This is a genomic window from Mesonia profundi, assembly GCF_031085155.1.
Lineage (GTDB): Bacteria > Bacteroidota > Bacteroidia > Flavobacteriales > Flavobacteriaceae > Mesonia > Mesonia profundi.
The window spans coordinates 15,332-40,266 of sequence record NZ_JAVHUL010000022.1 but is presented as its reverse complement, the minus strand read 5'-3'; the positions used below and the strand labels follow the sequence as shown (position 1 = coordinate 40,266).

At 35.3% G+C, this 24,935-nt stretch carries 23 protein-coding genes; 13 read left to right on the top strand and 10 right to left on the bottom strand.

The features are described 5' to 3' along the window. Positions 1 to 6: 6 nt before the first annotated feature. Complete coding sequence (locus RBU60_RS09320; protein ID WP_308864614.1) at positions 7 to 402, top strand: lipocalin-like domain-containing protein; 396 nt, start codon at positions 7 to 9, stop codon at positions 400 to 402. Positions 403 to 454: 52 nt separating this feature from the next. On the opposite strand, the gene RBU60_RS09315 is transcribed toward RBU60_RS09320, so the two are convergent. Then, positions 455 to 850, bottom strand: a complete 396-nt coding sequence (locus RBU60_RS09315) for a DUF423 domain-containing protein (RefSeq protein WP_308864613.1) — start codon at positions 848 to 850, stop codon at positions 455 to 457. A gap of 223 nt (positions 851 to 1,073) precedes the next feature. Here RBU60_RS09315 and RBU60_RS09310 point away from each other — a divergent pair, with 223 nt between their 5' ends. Both RBU60_RS09310 and RBU60_RS09305 read left to right on the top strand, forming a co-directional pair. Continuing rightward, entirely contained in the window at positions 1,074 to 1,688 is a 615-nt protein-coding gene (locus RBU60_RS09310) for a transcriptional regulator (RefSeq protein WP_308864612.1), read from the top strand. A 1-nt stretch (position 1,689) separates the two neighbouring features. Beyond that, positions 1,690 to 2,397: a DUF3307 domain-containing protein gene (locus RBU60_RS09305; protein WP_308864610.1), complete on the top strand. Its 708-nt coding sequence runs from the start codon at positions 1,690 to 1,692 to the stop codon at positions 2,395 to 2,397. Between the two features lie 243 nt (positions 2,398 to 2,640). Here RBU60_RS09305 and carB read toward each other — a convergent pair whose 3' ends face one another. Together carB and rpmH are read right to left on the bottom strand one after the other, a co-directional pair. Continuing rightward, positions 2,641 to 5,493: a carbamoyl-phosphate synthase large subunit gene (carB, locus tag RBU60_RS09300; protein ID WP_308864609.1), complete on the bottom strand. Its 2,853-nt coding sequence runs from the start codon at positions 5,491 to 5,493 to the stop codon at positions 2,641 to 2,643. 108 nt (positions 5,494 to 5,601) lie between these two features. Further along, positions 5,602 to 5,760 (bottom strand): 50S ribosomal protein L34, encoded by a 159-nt coding sequence (gene rpmH, locus RBU60_RS09295; protein ID WP_013071475.1) that lies wholly within the window; start codon positions 5,758 to 5,760, stop codon positions 5,602 to 5,604. A gap of 266 nt (positions 5,761 to 6,026) precedes the next feature. On the opposite strand from rpmH, the gene RBU60_RS09290 reads away from it, so the two are divergent. The 4 genes from RBU60_RS09290 to RBU60_RS09275 all read left to right on the top strand — a co-directional run bounded on the left by RBU60_RS09290 (position 6,027) and on the right by RBU60_RS09275 (position 9,693). After that, entirely contained in the window at positions 6,027 to 6,845 is an 819-nt protein-coding gene (locus RBU60_RS09290; protein ID WP_308864608.1) for a hypothetical protein, read from the top strand. Positions 6,846 to 6,955: 110 nt separating this feature from the next. Beyond that, entirely contained in the window at positions 6,956 to 7,486 is a 531-nt protein-coding gene (locus RBU60_RS09285) for an RNA polymerase sigma factor (protein WP_308864607.1), read from the top strand. Next, positions 7,486 to 8,292, top strand: a complete 807-nt coding sequence (locus RBU60_RS09280; protein ID WP_308864605.1) for an anti-sigma factor — start codon at positions 7,486 to 7,488, stop codon at positions 8,290 to 8,292. The genes RBU60_RS09285 and RBU60_RS09280 overlap by 1 nt, the downstream gene beginning before the upstream one ends. 213 nt (positions 8,293 to 8,505) lie before the next feature. Beyond that, positions 8,506 to 9,693 (top strand): LETM1-related biofilm-associated protein, encoded by a 1,188-nt coding sequence (locus RBU60_RS09275; protein WP_308864603.1) that lies wholly within the window; start codon positions 8,506 to 8,508, stop codon positions 9,691 to 9,693. 5 nt (positions 9,694 to 9,698) lie between these two features. On the opposite strand, the gene RBU60_RS09270 is transcribed toward RBU60_RS09275, so the two are convergent. Genes RBU60_RS09270 through RBU60_RS09260 form a run of 3 tightly spaced genes read right to left on the bottom strand, consistent with a single transcriptional unit; the run spans position 9,699 to position 12,148 of the window. Then, complete coding sequence (locus RBU60_RS09270) at positions 9,699 to 10,457, bottom strand: LytR/AlgR family response regulator transcription factor (protein WP_308864602.1); 759 nt, start codon at positions 10,455 to 10,457, stop codon at positions 9,699 to 9,701. Between the two features lie 12 nt (positions 10,458 to 10,469). Beyond that, positions 10,470 to 10,775, bottom strand: coding sequence for a 2TM domain-containing protein (locus RBU60_RS09265; RefSeq protein WP_308864601.1), 306 nt, complete (start codon positions 10,773 to 10,775; stop codon positions 10,470 to 10,472). A 17-nt stretch (positions 10,776 to 10,792) separates the two neighbouring features. After that, a complete protein-coding gene (locus RBU60_RS09260; RefSeq protein ID WP_308864600.1) occupies positions 10,793 to 12,148 on the bottom strand; it encodes a 2TM domain-containing protein in 1,356 nt (451 codons plus the stop codon). A 109-nt stretch (positions 12,149 to 12,257) separates the two neighbouring features. Between RBU60_RS09260 and RBU60_RS09255 the strand changes: the two genes are divergently transcribed. Both RBU60_RS09255 and RBU60_RS09250 read left to right on the top strand, forming a co-directional pair. Next, positions 12,258 to 12,872, top strand: a complete 615-nt coding sequence (locus RBU60_RS09255; RefSeq protein WP_308864599.1) for a hypothetical protein — start codon at positions 12,258 to 12,260, stop codon at positions 12,870 to 12,872. Next, positions 12,872 to 13,297: a hypothetical protein gene (locus RBU60_RS09250; protein ID WP_308864598.1), complete on the top strand. Its 426-nt coding sequence runs from the start codon at positions 12,872 to 12,874 to the stop codon at positions 13,295 to 13,297. The genes RBU60_RS09255 and RBU60_RS09250 overlap by 1 nt, the downstream gene beginning before the upstream one ends. Positions 13,298 to 13,354: 57 nt before the next feature. Here RBU60_RS09250 and RBU60_RS09245 read toward each other — a convergent pair whose 3' ends face one another. Next, positions 13,355 to 14,680: an NAD(P)/FAD-dependent oxidoreductase gene (locus RBU60_RS09245; protein WP_308864597.1), complete on the bottom strand. Its 1,326-nt coding sequence runs from the start codon at positions 14,678 to 14,680 to the stop codon at positions 13,355 to 13,357. Between the two features lie 121 nt (positions 14,681 to 14,801). Between RBU60_RS09245 and RBU60_RS09240 the strand changes: the two genes are divergently transcribed. The 4 genes from RBU60_RS09240 to RBU60_RS09225 all read left to right on the top strand — a co-directional run bounded on the left by RBU60_RS09240 (position 14,802) and on the right by RBU60_RS09225 (position 20,199). Next, a complete protein-coding gene (locus RBU60_RS09240; RefSeq protein WP_308864596.1) occupies positions 14,802 to 15,296 on the top strand; it encodes an RNA polymerase sigma factor in 495 nt (164 codons plus the stop codon). 3 nt (positions 15,297 to 15,299) lie between these two features. Continuing rightward, complete coding sequence (locus RBU60_RS09235) at positions 15,300 to 15,917, top strand: hypothetical protein (protein WP_308864594.1); 618 nt, start codon at positions 15,300 to 15,302, stop codon at positions 15,915 to 15,917. Between the two features lie 94 nt (positions 15,918 to 16,011). After that, the gene (locus tag RBU60_RS09230; protein ID WP_308864592.1) at positions 16,012 to 18,927 is read left to right on the top strand and encodes a PEP/pyruvate-binding domain-containing protein; all 2,916 of its coding nucleotides are present in this window, start codon (positions 16,012 to 16,014) and stop codon (positions 18,925 to 18,927) included. Between the two features lie 3 nt (positions 18,928 to 18,930). Beyond that, positions 18,931 to 20,199 carry a serine hydrolase gene (locus RBU60_RS09225; RefSeq protein WP_308864591.1) on the top strand — a complete coding sequence of 423 codons (1,269 nt, stop codon included), beginning with the start codon at positions 18,931 to 18,933 and terminating at the stop codon, positions 20,197 to 20,199. Here the strand turns inward: RBU60_RS09225 and RBU60_RS09220 are convergent. The 3 genes from RBU60_RS09220 to RBU60_RS09210 form a co-directional block, all read right to left on the bottom strand. Then, the gene (locus tag RBU60_RS09220; RefSeq protein WP_308864590.1) at positions 20,196 to 22,889 is read right to left on the bottom strand and encodes an Npt1/Npt2 family nucleotide transporter; all 2,694 of its coding nucleotides are present in this window, start codon (positions 22,887 to 22,889) and stop codon (positions 20,196 to 20,198) included. The genes RBU60_RS09225 and RBU60_RS09220 overlap by 4 nt on opposite strands. Before the next feature lie 138 nt (positions 22,890 to 23,027). Beyond that, the gene (locus RBU60_RS09215; RefSeq protein ID WP_308864589.1) at positions 23,028 to 23,954 is read right to left on the bottom strand and encodes a serine hydrolase; all 927 of its coding nucleotides are present in this window, start codon (positions 23,952 to 23,954) and stop codon (positions 23,028 to 23,030) included. A 143-nt stretch (positions 23,955 to 24,097) separates the two neighbouring features. After that, positions 24,098 to 24,904, bottom strand: a complete 807-nt coding sequence (locus RBU60_RS09210; protein ID WP_308864588.1) for a lysophospholipid acyltransferase family protein — start codon at positions 24,902 to 24,904, stop codon at positions 24,098 to 24,100. Positions 24,905 to 24,935: the final 31 nt, after the last annotated feature.

Here is a 24,935-nt window from a genome sequence, read left to right as displayed (position 1 = left end):
TTATATATGAAAAGAAATTTATTACTATTGGCTGTGAGCATCAGTCTTTTTAGCTGCTCCCCAAATATTGTGAATACCTGGAATATTGATAAGTACGAAGTGGTGAATAACAAAGGACAAAATACTTCGGCACAAAACATTGGAAGCATCGAGTTTAAGAAAAATGGAAAAGGAACCAAGAATATAAGCTATAACGTGTTTCAGAATGATTTTATTGACGAAAGTAGCTTCAAATATGAATTGAATGAGGGCTATATCATCATTAAAAATGAAGATGAAGATGCAAAAGATAAGTCCGCACTTAACAAAACTTGGATTATCGTAAGCGATAAAAAGAAAAATCAAGTTTGGAAGTCTACCGATGGTGGCAAAAGCGTTCAGATTATAGTCCTAAGCCGATAAAAATTATCAAGCAAAATAGTAAGAACCACCTTTCATCAAGGTGGTTTTTTTATTATAAGAGTTTTCCATAAGAAAGAAAATAGATAAGCATGCAGCCCCAACCCGCTACCAAGAGTAATCCTCCTAATGGTGTTATAGGCCCTAAGGCTTTGATTTTATTTCCCTTCGCGGAAGTAATACAGAGGCCATAAATACTAAAACTAAAGAGAAAGGTTCCCAGAATAAATAACCAAACCATGAATACTTCTAGCGTATTCACCAAAGGAAACTGAACTCCTATAATTAACAATACAATGGCGTGGTACATTTGGTATTTAACGCCGGTTTCAAAACTGGTTAATTGTTCTTGATTGAATATTTTCTTAAGCGCATGCGCTCCAAATGCGCCAAATATTATGGCCAAACCACCATATAAAGCGGCAAAAACTAGGGTGAATTCTTTTATCATGAAATTGATTCTAAACTATTATACCGATTAAACCTCAAAATGAGCTATATAATTGGTATAAGAAAAGTACTTCTCCAAAAATAAACATTTCAATTTCTTTACCTAGTTAATACTAAAGCTTTTCCTGAACCACTAGCGATTATCGTCTTAAAAAACGATAACTACATTTATCGTTTAATTAAGCGATAATTGCATATATCGTTTTAAATAACGATATTTGAATATGACAAGTATAATTACAGGAGATATTGTAGCTTCCAGAAGCAAGCACAATCCAGAAGAATACCTAAGTGAGTTGCGTTATGCACTGGGCGTGCTTCAGCCGCAAAAATCGCTTTGGGAGATTTTTAGAGGAGATAGTTTTCAAGTAGAAATTGAAGATCCCTCGCAAGCTTTTTGGAGTGCCGTTTATTTAAAAGCGGTGATCAAGACGATTAAAAATTTGGATGTTAGAATGGCGATTGGAATAGGAGAAAAGACTTTTGAGACTCCTAAAATAAGTGAATCTAACGGTTCTGCCTTTATTCGCTCTGGGGAAATTTTTGAAAATTTAAAGAAAGAGAAAACCAATCTCGCCATAAAAACAGGACAAGAATTTTTAGATAAAGAATTAAATACTTATTTTCAATTGACCTTAATGGCGATGGATTATTGGACGATCAATTCGGCGGAAGTAATTCAACTAACCATGGAAAATCCTAGACATAACCAGGAGGAACTCGGTGCTCTTATTGGTATTAAACAAAATACGGTAAGCGAGCGTCAAAAAAGAGCCTTTTGGGAAGAGCTCAAAGCTTTTAATGAGGTATTTTCTCATAAAATAAAATCTATTCTATAATATGCTATTGGCACTGCAACTCTTATTCGCGCATTTTTTGGGAGATTTTCTTTTTCAGCCCTACAGTTGGGTAAAAGATAAAGAACGCCGGAAGTTAGCTTCGCCAAAACTGTATTTCCATATCCTGGTTCATATAGGTTTAAGCTATTTGTTTATGTGGGATTTTAGCCTGTGGTACATTCCGCTGATTGTTGGTGGAACTCACCTTATGATAGATGCCGCAAAATTAACTTTACAGAACGAACGAAATAAGCGATACTTATTTTTTATAGATCAAGCCTTACACCTTATTGTCATCTTCGTGATTGCGTTCGTATGCAAAGGAAACATAGAGTTCATAGACATCCCCAATGAACTCTGGCTTTACCTCTTGGGAGCATTTTTGGTGACTAATCCTGCTTCTATTAGCATTAAAACCCTAATTTCTGTATACACTCCAAAAACGGAAATAGAAGAAGACGAATCCCTCAACAACGCTGGGAAATATATAGGTATTTTAGAACGCTTATTGGTTTATGTCTTTATCATTACACAACATTGGGAAGGCGTTGGTTTTTTAATTGCCGCTAAATCTATCTTTCGCTTTAGCGACCTCACTCAATCTAAAGACCGCAAACTCACCGAATATATTCTTATTGGCACTTTACTGAGTTTTGGAATCGCGATTGGGGTAGCGCTGATGGTAAATGTTTTGCGATACGCATTATAGATTTCTACCCGGGTTCTCATACATCTCATACTAAATCCTCTCCGTACTATTCAGGCAAGGCTTCCCAAAGAGAAGAACTTTAAAATCTTCCCTCTAAGTGATTAAAAACACAAGTTTTATAAGTTTGCTTTTAACATAGCTTTTTTGATGCTGAGCATCTATTAAAATACAAGTCGAGATTCTTTAAAAACAAAAAAGGACACCCCAAGGCGTCCTTTTTAAATTTATAAAACTGTATTTTTCTTAACTGGTCAAGTACATTTTTCTACGGGCGTATAAGTCGTAAAAATCATCGTCCCTTAGGCTATCGATAAAGAGGATACTTTCTCCTGTACTTTTCATTTCTGGACCTAATTGTTTATTTACATTATGAAATTTATCAAAAGAGAATACCGGTTGTTTAATGGCATAGCCTTTTAATTGCGGGTTAAAAGTAAAATCGGTTACTTTATTTTCGCCTAACATCACTTTAGTCGCATAGTTTACGTAAGGTTCTCCATAAGCTTTAGCGATAAAAGGTACCGTTCTAGAAGCTCTAGGATTGGCTTCTATGATAAATACTTCTTCGTCCTTAATTGCAAATTGAATATTAATCAATCCTACCGTTTTTAAGGCTAAAGCAATTTTATGCGTGTGATCTTTTATTTGCTGAAGTACTAAATCTCCCAAATTAAAAGGAGGTAGTAAAGCATTTGAATCTCCCGAGTGAATTCCGCAAGGCTCAATATGTTCCATAATTCCTATGATATACACATTTTCTCCGTCGCAAATCGCATCTGCTTCCGCTTCTATAGCTCCGTCTAAATAATGATCTAGCAAAAGTTTATTATTAGGAATGCTGCGTAATAAATCTACTACGTGCGTTTCTAACTGTTGCTTATTGATGACAATTTTCATTCCCTGTCCTCCCAACACATAAGACGGACGTACTAAAATAGGGAAATCTAATTCATCGGCAAGCGCTAGGGCTTGGTCTGCATTTTCGGCAGTTCCAAACTCTGGGTAAGGAATGTTATTTTCTTGCAATAAGGTAGAGAAACTTCCGCGATCTTCCGCTAAATCTAGGGCTTCATAGCTGGTTCCCATAATTTTTATTCCGTAGCGGTCTAATTTTTCAGCTAACTTTAAAGCGGTTTGCCCACCTAGCTGAACAATCACCCCTTCTGGTTTTTCATGACGGATGATATCGTAGATATGTTCCCAAAATACGGGTTCAAAATAAAGCTTATCAGCGATATCAAAATCGGTTGAAACCGTTTCAGGATTACAGTTAATCATGATGGTTTCGTAGCCACATTCCGCGGCAGCGAGAACTCCGTGCACACAGCAATAATCAAACTCAATTCCTTGCCCAATACGGTTAGGACCAGAACCTAAAACGATAATCTTCTTCTTGTCACTTACTTCGCTTTCGTTATCGGTGTATTTCGTTCCATCTGGACGTTCTACCTCATTTTCGAACGTAGAATAGTAATAAGGAGTCTGCGCTTTAAACTCGGCCGCACAGGTATCTACCAATTTATAGACGCGGTTAATGTTGAGTTCATCGCGTTTGTTATAAACTTCACTTTCTAAACATCCTAGCATATAAGCCACTTGGCGATCGGCAAAACCTTTTTGCTTTGCTTCCAACAACAAGTCTTTGTCTAGATTGTCTATGGTGTAATTAGAAATTTCTTTTTCTAGAGATAATAACTCTTCGTATTGCTTTAAGAACCACATATCAATCTTGGTGATTTCGTGGATTCTACTTAGCGGAATTCCCAATTGTATCGCATCATAAATCACGAATACGCGATCCCAACTGGCATAAGTTAATTTCTGAATAATTTGATCGTAATCCTTGTAACCTTTTCCGTCGGCTCCCAAACCATTACGTTTAATCTCTAAAGATTGAGTTGCTTTTTGTAACGCTTCTTGGAACGAACGTCCAATCCCCATCACTTCTCCAACAGATTTCATTTGGAGTCCTAGCGTTCTATCAGAACCTTCGAATTTATCGAAGTTCCAACGTGGTATTTTTACGATCACATAATCTAAAGTCGGTTCAAATAAAGCCGAAGTTGATTTAGTAATTTGATTATCTAATTCGTCTAAGTTGTAGCCAATGGCAAGTTTTGCAGCAATTTTAGCAATAGGATATCCTGTTGCCTTAGACGCTAAAGCGGAAGAACGAGAAACACGCGGATTAATCTCAATCGCGATAATGTCTTCTTTATCATCTGGGCTAACCGCAAATTGTACGTTACAACCTCCAGCAAAATCACCAATACTGCGCATCATCTTGATCGCCATATCTCGCATTTTTTGGAAGGTATCATCACTTAAGGTCATCGCTGGCGCCACGGTAATAGAATCTCCCGTATGGATTCCCATGGGATCCATATTCTCGATGGTACAAATAATAACCACGTTATCATTTTTATCTCGAAGTAATTCTAACTCATATTCTTTCCAGCCAATTAAGGCTTTATCAATCATGACTTCGTGAATAGGAGAAATTTCTAATCCTCTACTTAATAAGTCATCAAAGTCTTCTTCTTTATATACAATACTTGCTCCTGCTCCACCTAAGGTATAAGAGGCTCTAATTACCAAAGGAAAACCAAATTCTTGAGCGATTTCTTTTCCTTTTAGAAATGAAGTAGCTGTCGCTTGAGGAGCCATTCCTACCCCAATTTTCAACATCAACTCTCTAAACTGCTCTCGATCTTCAGTAATATTAATGGCATTAATATCTACACCAATAAGATTCACTCCAAAATCTTTCCAAATTCCTTTTTCATCGGCTTCAATACAAAGGTTCAATGCAGTTTGCCCTCCCATGGTAGGTAGAACGGCATCAATTTGTGGATGTTCTTTTAAGATTTCTATAAGCGACTTTGTCGTTAAAGGCTTTAGGTATACATGATCGGCCATGGTTGGGTCGGTCATAATAGTTGCAGGATTAGAGTTGATGAGAATAGTTTCTATTCCATCTTCTCTTAAAGAACGTAAAGCTTGAGTTCCTGCATAATCAAATTCGCAGGCTTGTCCAATAACAATTGGCCCAGAACCAATAATTAAAATACTCTTGAGGTTATTATTTTTAGGCATTACAATGGCTTAATTTTATGATACTTATAAAAACACGGTACTATTGGGTATAAAAAAAGGCGTTACGCAATGGCAACACCTTTAATATTTAACAACTAATAAAATGCATTAGTGTTTATGTCTGTTTTCTGAAGACACAGAAAGTTTCTTTCTACCTTTAGCTCTTCTTCTAGCAAGCACTTTACGACCATTTACACTTGCCATACGCTCTCTAAAACCGTGCTTGTTTTTTCTTTTTCTCTTCGAGGGTTGAAACGTTCTTTTCATCTTAAAATATCTTTAATCTTCGTTGAATATCTTATTTATAATTACCAAAGCAGTTATGCTTTTTAAACTGCGGGCAAATATACAACAAGTTTTCAGTCTCACAAATCTAACTTAAAAATAATTTCTATTTTTTTTTTAGTGTTAAAAAAACATCCATAAGCGTCTATATTCTACCCTAAAGTCTAAAACTATGTTAAGCTTTTTTAAAAATTATGGTCATCAAAAAATAACCCCTTAAATTAGATCTCTAAATAAACACATTAACCATGAAAAAAACAAGTTTAATTTTATCGGCTATCGCTTTAATTTTTGCAACTTCTTGTAAAAACGATACCAAAAAAGAAGAAAAAAAGACAGAAACTGAGATGACTTCAACCCCAGAAGAAGCTCAGAAGCAACAAAAAATCACATTGACCAAACTGGAAGGTTCACCTGAGTTTGCAGATGCGAGTTTAAAGTTGAAGTCTCCCACAGAAACTAAGCAATCTAAGAAAGACATCGAATTTAATTTTGAAGTTGAAAATTATGAGCTAGGTGCACAAACAGAGCCAGAGCAGCCTAATATGTTAGCTTCTTCAGCTAAAGGACAACATATTCACTTTATTTTAGATAATGAGCCTTACTCTGCTCACTATGAATCTAAGTTTTCTAAAACTTTAGATCAAGGAGATCACGTAATGATTGCTTTTTTATCTAGATCATACCATGAAGCGGTGAAAAACGAAAACTCTTTTGTAGTTAAAAAATTCTCTGTAGGAGAACCTAGTGAAGATCAAATGATGGAAGTAGATTTTGAAGCTCCACATATGTTCTATAGTAGACCAAAAGGAACCTATAAAGGAGAAGACACTCAAAAAGTAATGTTAGATTTCTTTTTAGTTAATACAGACCTTGCTACAGATGCTAATCAAGTAAGAGCTACTATTAACGGACAAGAATTTATGTTAGACGATTGGGTACCTTACGTAATGGGAGGTTTACCAATGGGAGAAAACACCGTAGAACTTGAGTTATTAGATGCAGACGGGAACCTTATTGACGGTCCTTATAACAAAACTACCAGAACTTTTATGTTAGAGAAGTAGGACCTACCTTCCCTATAAATTACCAATTAATTAAGGCTACAATATAAATGTAGCCTTTTTTTTATGAAAAAATCACTACATTTATACCTTATCAATCTTAATACCCGCGTATGCAACCAGATGGACTCATTGCCGAGTTACAAAACAAAAACCCCAAAGCTTTCGAACGTATTTATGAACGCTACTCAGAAAGTTTATTTGGTGTTATCTACAATATAATAAGAGATCAACATATTGCAGAAGAGATTTTGCAAGATGTTTTCATTAAAATTTGGAACAACGCAGAGGCTTATAATCCATCAAAAGGCAGATTTTTTACTTGGGCGCTTAATATTGCAAGAAATTCTGCGATAGATAAAACAAGATCTAAGGCTTTTAAGAACAGTAAAAAAAACTTAACCGCCGACTTTTTCGTAGATATATTAGAAGACAAGAGCAGTTTCTCCAATCGGGTAGATGCCATTGGAATCAAAAAATACATTAAAGCGTTAAAACCTTATTGTGAACAAATTATTGAGCTTCTCTATTTTAAAGGTTATACGCAGGCAGAAACAGCAGAAGAGCTAGACACGCCTTTGGGAACCATTAAAACAAGAAGTAGAAACTGCATTCAATCACTTAGAGATATTTTAGTAAAGTAATGAATATACAAGAATACATATCGTCAGGCGTTTTGGAACTCTATATATGTGGTGCTTTAACCGAGGAAGAGTCCAAAGAGGTAAGTACGGAGTTAAAGAAACATCCCGAAATTGAGAAAGAAGTAGAGGAAATAGAAAATTCTCTAGATCAACTCTCCTCTTCTGTGGCGCCTTATAATCCTACCAAATTGTTTGCGATTATAAAAAATAAGCTGCATTTAGAAGATAATCCTAAAACAATTCCGATTCATCGAGAGAAAAAGAAAACAAATATTGTACTCTACCTTGGTTGGGCAGCAAGTATTGCCCTGCTTATAGGACTGTTTTCGGTATTAAACGACCGCAATCAATTGCGTGAGAATCTAAATGTAGTCAATGCTCAGAAATCGCAAATGGAGCAGCAAATTAATGATACTAAAGCTTCCGCGGAAAAGAAAGAGGAATTACTCGCCATATTTAGAGACAAGAATATAGTAACTGTTCCGCTTGACGGACAAGAAGTTGCACCTGAAGCATACGCAACCGTACATTGGGATCAAGAAACCAAAAAGGTTTATATAGATGCTAAGAATTTACCAACGCCACCAGAAGGTAAAGAATATCAAGTTTGGTCGTTGACTTTAGAGCCGCTTACCCCTACCAGTATTGGGATGTTATCTAGCTTTACGGAAGATGAAAACAAAATTTTTATGTTAGAAAACAATAATTTGTCTCAAGCATTTGGAATTACACTAGAACCTAAAGGAGGTAGTAAAACACCTACGATGGAACAATTATATACCTTAGGAATGGTTAAAAATAGCTAGTTCCTAAACATAATTATATCAAAAAGCTCTTCAATTTCTTGAAGGGCTTTTTTCAACTAACTAAAAAACTCAAAAACCTAACTTAATTTTCATAGCAATTTTTAAAAACCCTAATCTTCTAGTTTTTAAAGCTCGCTCACCAATACTTACGAAAAACAAAACGATTTGGTTTTTAAAGTTGATAAAATTTTATCTTTGCACTAAAATAACTACATGAACCCTTCTGCTTCTGGCTGGATTAAAAAATACCTTCGCTACCTAGATAAAGAACAAGCGCATTTTAGCTTTTCTGAAACTACCTTTTACCAACAACTTAGAGCTAGTGGCTTTATTTACGCCAATAGCATTAAAACGGTATCTCCCCTACAAAAAACCAACCTAAAGTACACCACAGAGGAGTTGACGAAAATCAATATGTTCGACTCATTGTTATATATCTTCACTTCGCAACATCCAGAATTACCTCTAGAAAAAGCAGTAGAAGAGATTGTGTTGTTTTATACGCAAATAGAGAAAAAAAGCGCCTCTCCGTTTACGTTCTTAAAGCTAAAGATCTCTCCAGAAGAGAAGCTAGAGAAAATATTACAAGAAAGAATTCAGATCAACAATTCCATTATCAAAAAGAATTTTAGCCATTTGATTACCAATGCGCTACTTTTTATAGATGTTTTGGCATTTCAGGAGTTTCTTAGAAAAAAAGAGGACATTCATATCTACTTGCAAGAGTTTGAAAATATGGTTGCTGGAGTAGTGTACCAGTCTTTTACCGCCAAAAAAGAAAAGACCAAATATGACAACTTGATTTTGCAAGTGCTTAAAAGTTCTTTTAGGTTTCATAAATTAGATCTTGATAAAGAATATCATTACGACGCTCAGCTCACCAATGATCTTTTAGAAAAATATTACCTCATCGACTTGGCTTGCGTCACTGTTTATAGCGACGAAAAAATAGAAAAGGAAGAAGTTGACTTTATTAAAAAACTAGGAAATCAATTAGGTCTAGAAAACAGTATTATCGATACGTCCTTAGTAGAAATGAGAGCTTTCTTTACGGAATTCAAAAATCAGATTACTTACTTTCAACATTCAAATGCACTTAACAACCTATATAAAAACTCTAACCGTATGGTGAAGTTGTTGGTGCTTAGAAATAAAAACCGACTTATTAGAGAGTTGCTCGAAAGCAAAGAATTGGTGGTCCTGCTTTCTAAGTCCACCCACAAGAACTTAACCGACGAAGAGCGTATGAAAGTAAAAAATCAATTGCTAGATATATGTAAATCTATACCTTCTTTGGCCATTTTTATTATGCCAGGAGGAAGTGTTCTCTTGCCTATTCTTATCAAATTCATTCCGCAATTACTGCCATCTACTTTTAATGAGAATCGATTAGAGGATTAAGCTCATTATTGAGCTAACCATTCTTTAAAGTCTTTGACGCGCTCCCGGCTCACTATCACTTTATGATTCTCAAAATTCTTCAGCTTTAGCTCCACCCGACTATTGGTATAACTCAGCATATCTTTAATGGCGTGAATATTCACTATATATTTTCTACTTATTTTAAAAAAGTAATCGGGGTCTAAACCTTCTTCCAAACTTTCTATGGTGTAATCTACGAGGTAATTTCTACCTTCCATCGTTTGTAAATATGTACCTTTATTTTCACTATAAAAGCAAGAAATAGCTTCTACCGGGAACATTTTTAAATGCTGACCTACTTTGGTAATAAATCTTCTTTTATAGGTTTTTTCTTGCTGCTGACTCAAGATGTTTTTTAATTCCGCTAAGGGTAAATGAGTAGTCCCATGTTGTTCGTGTTTTTGTTTAAACTTCTCAAAAGCTTGCTCCAACTCTTCTTGATCTATGGGCTTTAATAAATAATCTACGCTATTTAATTTAAAAGCTTTTAAGGCATATTCATCGTAAGCGGTGGTAAAAATAATAGCACTATCTACTTTAACTTCTTCAAAGATTTCAAAAGAAAGGCCGTCATTTAGCTGAATGTCTAAAAAGATAAGATCGGGATGCGGGTTTTTTAACAACCAAGATATCGATTCATTTACCGCATGCAAAACCGTGTTTACCTCTAGCCCCATTTTACTAAGCATTCGCTGTAATTTTCTCGCAGATGCCTTTTCATCTTCAATAATAATTATTTTCATGAGTTTCTTTATTTATTCCCAGCGTTGTTGAGGCGCTTCTTCCTCTTCTTGCATGTATTGTGCGATTTTCTTCTTTTCCCAGTTTTTATTAAAAAAAGGATTAATTCTAAACGCACTTGCAGCATTAAAAGCTAATCCTACACCCCAGCCCGCTGCAGGCCATAAAAACCAAGGGTATTCCTGAAAACCATCTTTAAAGTTTAAAAAGGCTAAAAAACCTATTACTGCCATGTAAGTGGCTAAATGTACGTAAAAGTCCTTTATCTCTTTTACGCGTTTCTTTGCTTCGTAGTAACGCATTTCTTTGTTGGTTTCCATCTTTTATAAATTATAAGTTATAAGTTATTAAAATCATCCTCTTCCATAAACTGTTTAATCTTTCGCTGCTCCCAATTTTTTCCAAATAATGGATTGTGATCAAAAGCTTCCACATAATGAAAGAACAAGCCTATTCCCCAACCGGTTGCCGCAAATAAAAACCACGGTACTTCCAATCCATTACTCATCCAGTTAACGAAAAACAAAAAAGGAATCACAATAGCGTAAGCCGTTAAGTTTCCGAAGAAAGCTTTTTCCTTTTTCACTCGTTCTTGTGCACGTTCTAATTTTTCTCTATTACTCATCTGTCCTTCGGTATAAATAGGTTCTTTAATAATTTTGACTTGCTTGGTTAACATAGGTAACTTCACTATAAAAGAAGCTTTGTCTTGCTCTATGAACATCTTTCGGGAAGTTAATAAAGCATAGCGTTGCTGAATGTTTTGCAACCCAAAACCAGAGCTCTTCCCTAGTATATTCTTCTTTCGTAGGTTATTTTTAACTACCAAAAACCCTCTTTCTTCCGTTATGGAAATTTCTAAAGGTTGGTCTTGAGAAACCACATTGTGTTTTACGGCGTTTTCCAATAGTAGCTGCAGCGATAAGGGAACAATCTTAGCCTCCGGTTTTAAAAATCTCTCTGGAATTTGAAATTGTATACTATCTTCAAAACGCATTTCCAGCAATCCTATATAGCGTTTTGCAAACTGCAGCTCTTCCTCTACACTTACGAGTTCCTTGTTTTTTTGCTCCAACACATAACGGTAAACCTTAGAAAGCGAAGTGGTAAAATCTTGCGCCGCTATAGGATTTTCTTCGATAAGCGAAGTAAGCACATTAAGGCTATTGAATAAAAAATGCGGATCTAATTGATTCTTTAACGCATCAAATTTCGCCGATGCCGTTCCTGCAATTAATTTTTGTTCGGTTACTTTACTCTCCTGAATCGCTTTATAAAAATAAGCCGCATGCAAGAACAAACTAACGATTACCGCCAGTAGGAATGGGAGCAAATACCTGTTCGGCGTTTCACTTTGAAAAAATTCAGCAAAAGAAATACTTTGTTCAATCAAAACTACATGAATCATCCTACAAACTCCAAAAGCAAACAAACTCACAAAAGTAGAGCCCACTACTCCTATAACAAAGCGTTTTCTGCTTTCGGTATGCCAATCATATTTTTTTTCTAACCACACAAAATAGACAAAATTGAAAAGCGTAATCACAAAGCAATACAAAAACTGAACGAAAATCTTTTCTGCATCAAGCCATACTTCATAATCAAGGCCTGTAAAGAAAAATTCCAACAAAAGAATCATTAAGGTAACTCCTATAGAGATTCTAAATAATATTCTAAGATGTCGTAGGCTCATGAATTCATCAATTACAAGGCAAATATCTTTTAAAAGTAGAAACTTTAAAAAAAGAAAAAACTCAATTGTAGAATTTAAGGTACGAATTGTAATTCTTTTTTTTTGGTTTTTGTATAGGAAAACACTCATCTTTGCAGCACCTAAAAAAGCAAACATCATCAAATACTTCCGTAAAGAACATATTTATATTTTACCGCTGTTGTCCATTTTTGTGATTCATTTGCTCTTTCTTTATCACATCATCACCGAAGAGAAAAATCTAGTCTACGCTAGCCTATTTACCATGCTTATTATGTTTTTGGTATCTATTGGCTATTTGTATCTCTTCCAAAAAGATAAGAAACTAAAATTAGGAGCTTGGTATCTCGTATTCGCGGTCATGCTGGGAGCTTTAGCTACTACTTACCTTTATATTGGTTTAGGCTTAAGCGCTGTAATCAGTTCGGCTTTGGTAGGTGTTATTGGCGCACTTGTCCCTAAAAATTTTCCTTCTCCGCATAAAGGGCAGTCTATTCGTACGGCCATTTATTGCGGTTCTTTTATAGGCATGGGCCAGGCTTTTTTAGAACATCATTATCTTTTTATAGCTTTCGCCGGATTGGTTAGCGGGATCTATTTTTGCATTTCAACCAACCGATTAAAAGGTTTTGGAGGAAAACTGGGAACTTTAGCTTTTGTGGGAGTAGCCATCTCTTATTTTTTAACTTATCTCTTTTTTAAGTAATGGAAATCGTCTTGTATCTTCTTTTCGGAATTTTAGGTGCGGTAATTCCTTATGGTCTCACCAGAGAATTAGGGATAGAACCTGTGAAAGCTTCCGCTTTCCCTAGCTTAATTTTAGCTTTGGGATTTTATTTCTTTCCTCAGATTCTATCTGAAGACCTCAACTTTCATCTTCCCGTCGTATTTTTTGGAGCCTCTTTTGTAGGGATGGTCAGCAAGAAAATTCTTCCGTATTACCTAGAGGTCGCTTTAGCTGGAATTATTTTTAGCATGCTCTACCTCAATGCCAGTAGCTTTTTTAACGGTTACGGTGGCGGTTTGGGAACGCCTGCTTGTATTTCGGTATTGAGTATCTACGGACTCAAAAAAGTAAAAACCTTGGTTAGGTTTATTTCCGTAAAAAAAAAATCTGAATCCAATAGCTGAGAGAAAATTGTTTCTTAGATATTAAACCTCTCTAAACTTCACCAACCTTACGTTAAACTATTCCTCCTCTTCCTCTTCTGGGGGATTTACCAAGTCTTCATTTTTTACTCCTCCTCTAAACGGTCTAATGATTAATCTTGCTGCCCTATCAAAATTAATATAATTGTAGGTCCAGTTAAAGAAGGTCACAATTCTATTTCTAAAGCCTACTAAAAACCAGAGGTGGACAAACATCCAGATAAACCAGGCGAAAAATCCACCAAAAGTAGATCGTTTTAAATCTACGACTGCTTTATTTCTTCCTATGGTCGCCATAGTTCCTTTATCGAAATAGCTGAAAGGTTTTAATTTTTCTCCTTTTTGAATCTTGATTAGATTTTTAGCTAGATTTTCTCCTTGTTGAATCGCGGGTTGCGCCACCATAGGGTGTCCTTTAGGATATTTTTCGCTTTTCATAAGGGCAATATCACCAATAGCGAAAACGTTTTCATAGCCTTCTACTTGATTAAATACATTTACATTATACCTATTGGCTCTTTCTACCAAAGCATTAGCATTTAATCCTTTTACGGGAGCTCCAGTGACTCCAGCACTCCAAATAAAAGTTTTAGTTTTAAAGCGATCTCCCTTATTCGTATTTACAACTTCCCCATCATAGTCTTCTACCATCGTATTGAGATGAATCTCTACGCCTAACTCTTCCAAGAATTTTTTTGCTTTTGCGGAAGCCTTTTCACTCATAGGCGGCAACACCCTCTCAAGTCCTTCTAAAAGATGAATTTTTATTTCTGAAGGTTGTATATCTATATAATCTTTGGGGACAATATTATTTCTCACTTCAGCAATAGCACCACTTAACTCTACGCCGGTAGGTCCGGCTCCTGCAATCACAAAATTTAGCAAAGCTTCTCGCTCTTCTTTATGAGTTGTGATCGTCGCTTTCTCTAAGTTTTGTAAAATTAAACTCCTAATATTTAGTGCCTGGGGAATGGTTTTCATGGCCATTCCATTTTTCTCTATGCTTTTATTGCCAAAAAAGTTAGTTTTAGAACCCGTGGCAATCACTAAATAATCATAGGTTAATTCCCCTATGGTAGAATGTAAGGTGCTATTTTTAGCATCTATTGAGGTTACTTCGGTTAACCGAAAATAAGCATTTTCTACAGAGGTAATTATTTTCCGTAAAGGATAAGCAATAGAATCTGGTTCTAGTCCAGAGGTAGAAACCTGATATAGCAAAGGCTGAAAAGAATGGTAATTATGCTTATCTATTAAGACTAACTGAAACTTTTTGGTCTTAATTAGTTTTCTTAATAGGTGAATTCCGGCAAAACCTCCGCCAACAATAACAATTCTTGGCTGTTTAGTATTAGGTATATTCATAAATTGCATTTGCTACAAAATTAGTCTACCAGAAATAAAAGATGCGACTTTTTAGAAATATTTATCTCCTAATTTGTAACATTTCAAAAATAAAACTACTAATAATTTGTAATTAAGATTAGTGAAAAAGGAAACCGAACATAAGTTTGTTAAGTTACTAGAGGAGCACCAAAATATTGTGCATAAAATTTGTCGTATGTATACCTACGATCAAAACTCACACCTTGACCTTTTTCAAGAAATTACAATTCAGCTTTGGAAGGCATATCCCAAGTTTAGGGGAGACTCTAAGTTTAGCACATGGATGTATCGGGTGGCCTTAAATACTGCTATTACTCTTTATAGAAAGTCAAAGCGAAAACCTTATACGCATGACATAGATCAATTTAGTTTTAAGATTAAAGCAGAGGAATACGACGACACTACAGAGCAACAACTAAAAATTATGTATGCTGCCATTAAAGAATTAAACGACATAGATAAAGCTTTAGTCTTTCTCTATTTAGAAGGAAAAAATTACAGTATAATTTCAGAAACATTAGGTATTACAGAGGTTAATGCAAGAGTGAAAATGAACAGGGTTAAGAAAAAACTAAAAGATATCTTAAGTGCTTAGGTTATGGACGGATTAGAATTATTAAAAAAAGATTGGAAAAACCAGGAAGAGAACCTTCCGCATTTTGAGGCAGAACAGCTTTATAAAATGCTACTTAAAAAGTCTTCTTCTGTAGTGAAATGGATTTTTATCATTAGCCTTATCGAGTTGAGCTTTGGTATTCTCTTAAATGTCTTTTTTATGGACAAGCAGTTCTGGCAAGAAGTAGACAACATCCACTTAAAGACAGCTACAATCGTTATTTATATCATCAGTTATTTAATTACGGCTGGTTTTGTCGTATTTTTCTATAAAAGATATCGAACTATCTCTGTGGCAGATTCTTCCTATCTACTTATGAGAAATATTTTAAAAACCAGGAAAGTAGTAAAGTGTTATATCATTTACGTGTTGGTATCTTCGGGCATTACGATGATGTTATTTTATATTTATAGCCTCCTTTATACGCCCGGTATTTCAGAAAATCTGGAAGAAATAAATTGGCTGGTTATCATAGGAATTGGAGTTATCTCTATTTTATTATTTCTATTATTTTTATGGGGCGTTTACGCTTTACTTTACGGAATTCTACTTAAGAAATTATTGCGTAACTATAAAGAACTAAAAAACTTAGACTTCTAAATTTGTGATGCCTCAAACATTTCTTTGGGACTATTTTAACAAAACTTATAGTTAGCTTTGATGAATCCATTTTAGCTAATCCTAACCATATAATATGTTTAAACATCTACTTGTTTGCACACTTACCTTTATAGCCTTTACTCATACGACCATTTCTATCGCTCAAAAAGTTTCTAATGACGAAATTAAAAGCAGAATAGAGAATTATAAAGAACTCATTCGCGGTCCTTACAAAAAAATAGAATGGTTTTGTGACGATGGCACTACTAGAGATTCTAAAGACCCTTGCCCCGATAAAATTGGCGGAATACAACATGCTAGCTATAAAGCCGAAATAGAAGAACTTCATAAAAAGAATCATCTCTTTTTTGCAGATATTTTAGCATATACCAACAAGAATGACTTTTGGGATGCTTCCCAAGATCATTCTAGGTTAAAACAATATATGCTTAATAAATACCTCAACCGAGTAGATGACGGTTGGATTATGCGTAGAGCTCAATTTTATAGAGGTTCGGTACAGTCTGAAGATGAACAAGAGTGGGGAAAAGACTTTTACAATTGGCTCTTAGCGAGCGATTCTAGGCTTCAAGAGAATTTTTTACTTATTAAGCAATCTACGTTAGAGATTCCGCATAATGATGATACTCCTCATGCGCAAATTATGAGAACGCTGAGTAAAACCATCGCCGAAGAAAATCCTAAGTTTATGGATATTCGTACTAAAATACACGGGCAGCCGACAGAATCTGATATTCAATTGGTGGAAGATTTTTCTAAAAAGCACGAAAAAGACCTGCAAGAAGATATTAAGAAAGACTTAGACTCATTAACGCTAGCGATGAAGACATTCTACGCTCCCGTTAATCTTTCGAGTTTTAACCAAGATGCCAAGGTATTACCAGCCGAGCATTACCTAAGAACAAAATTAGAAAAGTTTGCCGCGACTTCTATCGATTCTTTATCCAACATCGAATTATTAGAAGACAGCTCGAGTTTAATGTGTGACATTAGAACACAAATCTATACGGTAAAAAGTTCGTCAGATCGTTTACAAATGTTAGATGTTTTAAATGATTTAGAGGCGATTGTTTTTAAAAACGCTTCTAAATGGGAACCAAAAACCCTTCAGGAGCAAATTTATAAAGTTTATGTATTAGCACAAGCTACGGCAAGTGCCGGTTATATTGAGTGGTGGGAATGGAACAAGATAGAAAGTAAACTTTTGCAAAGCAATTCTAAAAACACAAGTCTTGAGGAGCTAGGCTTAATTGAAAGTGCCGCAAGAAGTCAGGTAGAATGGAGCGCCTCTTTAATTAGTGCTATCTATGAAGACGACATCAATATTTACGCGGGATTTGAGCCTAAGATTATTGGATTTACAGACAATGTCGTACGTTCTTCTATCGCCTTAAAGTTAGGAGAAACGGTAAGTGAATTGAGCAATTTCATTAAGAACGAAGCAAAACTTTCTAATACACTGCTTAACCTAAAGCAGCCCAACGATGCCAGAGGTCTTAATCCTGGTTATGCTAAAGGAAAGTTGATCATCGTAGAAGATGAAGATATAGAGATGAACCCCAATAACATTTATGTTTTTCAAAAACCTCCAGCAGATTTAAAACCCGTGGCCGGAATTGCTACAGTAGCCGAAGGGAATTTAGTTTCTCACGTGCAGCTTTTAGCGCGTAACCTAGGTATTCCTAACAGTGTGATTTCTGCTGAAAATTTTAAAGAACTAAAAGCATACGAAGGAGAAGAAGTCTTTTACGCCGTTTCTCCCAAAGGAACTATCATCCTAAAAGAAGTCGATGATATGAACGACGAGGAAGAAGGTCTTTTTGACAAAAAATCTTCCGACAAGAAAGAATCGAAAATTGCGGTTCCTATCGACAAGATAAACATTGAAAAAAATGATCTGCTGAATTTAACTGAGATTGACGCCAAAAGTTCTGGAATCTATTGCGGACCTAAAGCAGCCAATTTAGGGCAATTAAAAGCGATGTTCCCTAACAATGTAGTGAATGGCTCTGTAATTCCGTTTGGAATCTTCAAGGCACATATGAACCAGCCTATGCCTTTGCAAAGTGGTTCATATTGGGATTATTTGAAAGCTACTTTCGCTGAAGCGGAAGAAATGCGGAAAGATCATATAGATGAATCTGAAATTGAACAATGCCAGTTAGACCGTCTTTTTCAACTTCATGATGCCATTAAAGTAATGGAACTTCAGCCTCAATTTGTAAAAAAATTAGAGCAAAGTTTTCAGCTTAACTTTAATAAATCTATTGGCGAAATTCCTGTATTCTTACGTAGTGACACCAATATGGAAGATTTAGGGAACTTTACGGGGGCAGGTTTGAACCTTACCGTATTTAATGTGCGCAATAAAGAAAAAGTGCTTCAAGGAATTCGTGATGTTTGGGCTTCTCCTTACAACGAACGAAGTTTTAAATGGAGACAGAGATATTTAACCAATCCAGAGAATGTATTTCCGTCAATTCTGATTATTCCATCAGTAGATGTAGATTATAGCGGGGTTTTAATCACCAAAGGGATTAGTAATAATAAAGAAGATGACCTTACCGTTGCATTTAGCAAAGGAGCTGGTGGCGCAGTAGACGGCCAGTCGGCAGAATCTTGGCTTATTGGTATGCCTCATGGTATTTCTTTAATCTCCCCTTCTCGAGAAAATAACTACAATAGGCTTCCAGAAAACGGAGGTTTAGAGAAAAAGACCACTGCATTTCATCAATCGATCTTATCTCAAAGAAATATTGATCAAATAAGAGAATTTTCAAAAGAAATTCGCGTGACAATTCCGCAGAAAACAGAAGCGTCTAACACCGGGCCATATGATGTGGAGCTAGGCTTTGAAGGTGATAAACTTTGGTTATTCCAAATACGGCCGTTTGTTGAAAATGACAACGCATTAAGCTCGTCTTACCTTCAGTCTATAAGTCCGAAAGTAGATGCCACCAAGAAAATTCCTTTAAACACTAAGCTATAGTCTATGAATATTTTCAGCAAAATTACCCTTACTTTTCTAGTTATCACCACAAGTGTCATCGCTGGTTTATACGCGTATTACCCTATAGATGGGTATTCCTCTACTAAAATTGCTAGGCTTGCCCGTTTAGAAAAAATAGAAAAAGATTCTACACAGACATTAAAACTACCTAAAGGAGCCTTACTGCCCCTTAATTGTATAGAATTACAGTTAACCGAGCGAAAAGAGGATTCGGTGAATGCCATCTTAATAGAAGATAAAGCTTTCGCTGAAAAATTAAAAAAAGTAATTCCTTCTGGAAACTATTCGCTTACCATATTGGATATGACCAATCCTAAGGAATTAAAATACGCCGAACACAAAGAATCTATAGGCTATCAACCCGGAAGCGTTGGAAAGTTAGCCGTAGTAACCGCGTTGTTTAAACAAATGCAAAACATTTGTCCCGAATCTTGGGATGCTAGAACCGCCTTGTTAAAAAATAAGATTGTAAAAGCTGGCGAATGGGCCATTTATGACCATCATACGATTCCTGTTTATGATATAGAAGAAGACAAATTCGTAAAAAGAAAAGTGAGAACCGATGATGAATTTAGCTTGTATGAATGGTTAGACCATACCGTATCTGTAAGTAATAATGGTGCTACCAATGTGGTGTGGAGAGAAGCCTTATTAATGGCCGCATTTAAAGACCAATATGAATATTTAACGCCAGACCAGGAAGACGCATACTTTAAAGAAACGCCTAAAAAAGAACTTACCTTATTGGCCAATAAAATTGTGAATGAACCTTTACGAGACATAGGAATTAGTAAAGATGAATGGCGATTAGGTAGCTTCTTCACCTCTGGTGCCAATAAGTTTGTGGATGATATTGGAGGTAGTATTGGTACTCCTCTAGGCTTAATGAAATATTTGGTAACCTTAGAGCAAGGAAATTTAATTGATGAGAATTCCAGTCTTGAAATTAAGCGTTTACTGTACTTAACCGATAGAAGAATTAGATATGCTTATTCTCCAAAAATTAGAGATGCTGCGGTTTATTTTAAATCGGGGAGTTTATATTCTTGTGATCGATCTAATGGAAAAACTTGTGGAGAATATGCGGGGAATGTCTACAATTACATGAACTCTGTAGCCATTGTAGAACACCCTAACGGAAAGAAATATATGGTTTGCTTAATGACTAATGTACTTAGAAAAAACTCTGCTTACGACCATATGACTTTAGCTTCAAAGATTGATGAAGTTATTAATAGTGAAGAAATCTAGTCGACTTTCTTTAGATTTTCTACAGCTAAACTGGCAAAATTTCTAATGCGAATGTCTTTATCGGTTACCATACGGTGCACTAGTTTTAGGTAGTTTTTATCTTCTATGTGTCTCAATAAATATAGAACCGCCAGTTTTATTCGTACATCCTGACCTTTTAACAACATCTGAAAACACTTGTATTCACTAGGCACGTTAATCAAGCTAGAGTCAATCTCTTGATTGCTGGCACTAAGAATGCTGTTCTCTACTAATGGTAATAAGGTGTGTCTTAAATTAGGTTGCAAGAGGGTATCTAAAAATTCAATTGCATTAGCACGTACTTCTTGCTTTTCGCTTTTAATGCCATGGTATGCGATACTAACATCTTTAGAATTGTATTCTAGCTCTAATAAAGTAAAAATTTGTTGTAAGCCATGATCTAGACGTTTTTCAAGGATTTCAATCAGGCTATTTCTAGCGGAATACTCTTCCATTTCGCTATCGTTTACCAATTCTAATTTATAATTCTTGGTAATTTTCTTTTGCAGCTCCATTGCAATTAAAGTGTTGTGATACAATTTACATTCAGATAAGATTAAACGAACCACATCTTTCTTGTTAAATTTTAAACCTTTACTCTTTTCCTTCATCTCTTGTAAAGACCTGGCAGCCTCCATGCGAATGATAATATCTTTATTCCGCAGCAGCATAAACAACGTATTTACACTTTCTTGACTGTTAAACCTAGACAAGATATTAGGAATAAAACGTTTGGCATTTTCTGAAATCAAATCATTCTTAAGGCGTTTCAGTAACATTTTTATCACTCCAGAACCGTAATGATGCAGCGCTTCTTCTGCATCTTCCCTAAACTCTTTCGTTTCTAAAAAACCTAACAAATCATCTACAAAAACAATATGAGCACTATAACCCGCAGCTTCAATCGCGGCTTTAATAACTTCCTCATTTCTATTATTGAAATGTGCTTTAATAAAAGAATAATACTTAGGGATTCCTGAGTAGCCTATCGCTCTTATGAGCTCTACCGTCTCATGAATTCTGTGATGATCACTGGGTAAATTTACCGCTTCAATTCCTTTTTCTAATCTTAAATCTAAACTATAGCGCTGCGCTAATTTTTGATTATCACGAGATTCTTTAGCTAAGCAGAATAAAGCTGCGGAAGCAATGTATTGATTGTCGTGATTAAGGTAGGAATCAAATATTTTTAAATCATTGATATCTGTATGGGTAAGCAAATACTGCATGGCTGCCAACACTACCTCATCATCTTTTTGATGAACTAATTTTTCTACTTTCTCTACCGCTGTTCCTTTGTCTACCAAGTACAAATTTCTTATGGCTGCAGCTTTAATAGTATCTGAAGGATGATCTAATAGAGAAACTACAGCTAATTTTAGACGTTTGTCTTTAATTTCATTGATCTTGCCTAGCATATACAAAATCTCTGACTCCTCCCCTTCTTCTAAGACTTTTAGAATGGTAGCATTAGTAGAAACATGATTTCCTTTTTTCTTTTTACTCAAGTGATGCTTATCGCTAAAGTTGATGAGATTTTGTCTAAAGGACTGAAAGTAGGTTTTTCTAACCTTATAAATAAAGTAAAACCAAACCAATACCAAGATTAAGATTAAGAGAGAAACTTGTACAGGATCAAAGTCCAAGCCTTTAATTACAAAGATAAGAATACATCCTGCGATTCCTGTAGCAATACTATCTACCACCACATCTATAAATGATTTGGTCTTATTTTTTATATCAGTAGGCACAGGAAGAACCAACATTTCTGAAGCTGCCTTATTAATAGATTGTTTTAAACTCCCATCAACGGATTTCATTAAGATCACCACCCAAAGCTCTGGAAATACAATAAAGATACCTACAGCAACCAATATTCCCACAGGAAGAAGTATTAAAGTGGAAGCCACTCCCCAAACTCCAACAATTTTACGTGTTAGAAAGAGTTGAATCATTAAAGAAGCAAGATTGAATGTGGAGAACCAGAACCCAAAGAAGGACGCCAAATCCTCAGAATCTGTGATTGCTTTGGAAGCCAGATTACTAAATTGGAAATCAACTAACTTCGCCGTAATCACACTTACTCCTACAATTCCTGCGATATAAGTTAAATGCTTTGACTTTAATATGAGCTTAAAAGAAGATTCATTTGTAGCGTAAGAACGTTGTTTCTGCCTAAAATATCCCAGGGTTTTAATTTTCTTTCTCCATATATAATGCAGTAATGGGATACACCCCAATAAAATGAGGGATGCAATAACCATTAAGTTATCATTCCCTATAGACGGGGCTAAAAGATTGGTAAGATAACCTCCAAAAATACCGCCTGTAATCGCTCCGGCGCCAATAAATCCGAAAAGTCGTTTGGCTTCTCTAATATTAAACACCAAATTCGCCAATACCCAAAACTGCGAAGTGGTGAGCAAAGCAAAAATGGCTACCCAAACATAATAGAAATATAGTAGCTCTGTAGAGAAGTAATCATAGTTAAGAAGAAATTTTAAAGAAAGAAAAATTGATGCGGAAAGAATTAAAGTTGCCGTAACGATTTTTAATAGAGAAAACCTCTTAAGGGCTTGATTGTAAAAAAAAGAACTCCCTATGGCCACCAAAGCTACCAGAAGGTAGGCATTTGGTAAAGCATCTGAAGTTAGTTTAGATAAAAACAACGCATTAATAGTAGGTTTTACTATTAATAGCGTTGTGATTATTAAAAATATATAGAGTTGCATTAGAAGCGAAATCCTTACTTCGCCACTCCGAATTCCAAAACTCTTTTGTAAAAAAATCTTAATCATTTAAGGAAACTATGTAGTCTCCAAAGAACGTGATTTTTTAATTACTTTTTCAATTGGTTCCACTAAATCTCTTATAATTTGTTCTCCTCCAGCATCTTCTATAAGGGCTACAAGAATATATTTTCTTCCATCCTTTCCCCATACTAAAACAGAGTCGGCATGGTAGTTTTTCCAAGAACCAGATTTTCTAAATACACGAGCATCAGGAGCTATTCTATCTAGAGTATTTACAAATTTATGATGTAAGCTAGAGTCCTCCATAATATCTAACATTTGTCTAGACTTATCTTGAGAAACCAAGTTCCCTGTTACCATTCTATAATAAAATCTACATACTTGCTTTACGGTAGCTGCATGGCTTAAGCCCTTTAAAGGATCTGGGTTTCTAGCTCCAGAAGCTGCATAACGCTTTCCTACCCAAAGACCTCCACCTTGAGTTTTATCGTATAATTTGTAAGCCGGACTTTGAAGTACATCTGCTATTTTCTTATATCCTAATCTGTCAATCATTCTAGTAGAAGCCTGATTATCTGATCGGTTAATCATCGCATTAAGATCTTTCTTTACTGCTTCTGTTTCTTCTAATTCGCATTTTTCAATAGCATCCATGGAAGCTAACAAAATGGCAATTTTAGGTAAACTAGCAGCATACATCATTTCTGTGCTGTTGATTCCAGCGTAATTAGCTTCATAGACATTATTTAAATCTACCACTCCTATAGACATTTTCTTATTATCTATTAAACTTTTCCATTGAGGATTGCTCATGATTTCATCTTCTAACAACACTTGTAAAGGTGCTGCAGCTGTCTCTTTTAAAGGAACAATCTTTTTGAAATCTGTAAAAGGAAGAATACTTTGTTGCGCTAAGGCAGAGAAAGCAGAGAAGAATACGGTTAAACTAAGTAAGATTTGGGCAAAATTTCTTTTTAACATATAGTAGTTTTTGCTTAATTAATAAGTTCAAATTTAATCAAATGTTAATCATAACCAATTGAAAATTAGTTTTTAACATACACTACAATAACTACAAGCATCCTGCCTTAGTATAAAAAGAATGTTAAAATTTGAAATGAATCTTACTCCTTATAACTATATCTTCTTTGTTCATTTAATTTTTCTTGCTCTAAAAGAACTTCTCTAGGAATTACTTTTACAAAAGAAGAATGTTGTTCGATGGCCATTTCGAGTCTTTCAATTATACTTTCTACAGATTCATTCTCAGCAAACTCCATGGGCTCTTTGATCACCATAGACTGTAAGATTCCCTTTTTCTTTACCCTAATTCCTTTTTTATCGAAAGACCTTCTAAACCCATCAATAACAATAGGTACTACTACAGGGTTGTATTTTCTAATGATGTGAGCCGTTCCTTTTCGTATGGGCTTCCAAGGTTTGGTTGTTCCTTGAGGGAAAGTAATCACCCAACCGTCTTTTAAGGCAGTACCAATACTGGTTATATCGCTCATTTTTACTTGGCGGTTCACATCTTTCCCTTTATCTCGCCAGGTTCTTTCTACAGTAATTGCCCCCGCGTAAGAAAAAATTCTTGCTAATAATCCCGCTCGCATGGTTTCTCTGGCAGCAATATAATAGAGGTTTAATTTAGGGTTCCATAAATACATCACATTTTTTATGGAGTTCGTTCTTCCGCTAAGACTTGCATTAAACACATGAAACATTGCCACCACATCTGCAAAGTAGGTTTGGTGGTTGGAGATAAAAAGCACGTTTCTATCTGGAAGGTCTTTTATAATTTCAGAACCTTCAATTTGTAGTGCATTAAATCCGCGATAACGGCGATGCGTAATCACACCTAAAACTCTTATGATCCATTTCTTTATAAATAAAATGTGACCAAAAGGATTTTTTTTGAATAATCCCATAGTTATTTTTTCAATTTTATAAGGCGACTAA